Genomic DNA, 1,062 nt, shown 5'->3' with positions numbered 1-1,062 from the left:
CTCCCGCGGCGCCAGGACCAGGCGCTGGAAGGTCTCGAGGAACGCGCGCTTGGCGGTGGTGGCCATGTCCAGGCCGTGGGTGACGCCGTCCCGGTCCAGATAGTCGAGCAGCGCCCGCTTCAGCACCGGGTTGTTGTGGCCGTAGTTGAGCGAACCGGCGCCGGCGAAGAAGTCCAGGTACCGGTGGCCGTCCTCGTCCACGAGGTGTGCGCCGTGCGCGCGGTCGAAGACCGCCGGCCAGCCGCGGCAGTAGCTGCGTACCTCGGATTCCAGGCTCTCGAAGATGCTCAGGTCGGGCTGCATGATGGTCATGCGTGCTCCCGGGGGTCGTCAAACGGCTGTGGTCGACGCGGAAGGTACGGGGGTGCGCTCCGCCCGGCGCGGGCGAGGCGCGGACAGGGGACGGCCGGTCTCTCAGCGGGCGCGGTCCGCCTCGGTGGACCGCGCGGAGACCCGCGCGGGCTCCGGACGACTCTCCTCGGGGCCGTCCGGCGGTGGCGGGCCCGGCCGCACGAGGCCGGGCCGTGCGGCCAGCAGACCGCAGACGAGTTCGGGCACCACCAGCACGAGCAGCAGCCAGATCGACGCCTCCCAGCCGCCGGTGACGCTGCGCAGCACACCGAAGGTGAGCGGGCCGGAGGCGGCGAGGAGGTACCCGCCGGACTGGGCCATGCCCGACAGCCGCGCCGTGACCGCGGCATCGGGGGAACGGAGGTTGAGGAGCGTGAGGGCGATCGGGAACGCGCTGCCCGTGGCGACTCCGAAGACGGCGATCCACACCCAGCCGGCCCGCGGAGCCAGCAGCAGGCCGACGAGCCCGGCCGCCATCAGGGCGACGACTGCGAGGACCAGCGGCCGCTGGTCGCGCATGTGGGCCGCGGCCACCGGTACGACGAAACCGAGGGGGATGCCGATGACGATGATGACCGAGTTCATCATCCCCGCGGTGGCCGGCGTGAACCCGTGATCGTGCATGATCTCGGGCAGCCATGCCGTCAGCGTGTAGAACATCAACGACGTCATGCCCATGAACACCATCACGGCCCATGCCAGCGGCGAGCG

General features: G+C 71.8%; 2 protein-coding genes. Both read right to left on the bottom strand.

What is annotated here, in order from left to right:
• A partial coding sequence (locus tag H5J33_RS36280; RefSeq protein WP_181798922.1) for an aminotransferase class III-fold pyridoxal phosphate-dependent enzyme occupies nucleotides 1-312 on the bottom strand: 312 nt, incomplete at its 3' end.
• 102 nt (nucleotides 313-414) lie between these two features.
• Nucleotides 415-1,062, bottom strand: a 648-nt coding sequence (locus H5J33_RS36275) for an MFS transporter (RefSeq protein ID WP_181798920.1), incomplete at its 5' end; no start/stop codon positions are given.

Source organism: Streptomyces sp. WELS2 (assembly GCF_013870595.1).
Classification (GTDB): domain Bacteria; phylum Actinomycetota; class Actinomycetes; order Streptomycetales; family Streptomycetaceae; genus Streptomyces.
Note: the sequence above shows the minus strand (reverse complement) of the source record. Positions and strands in the feature narration are given on the sequence as shown.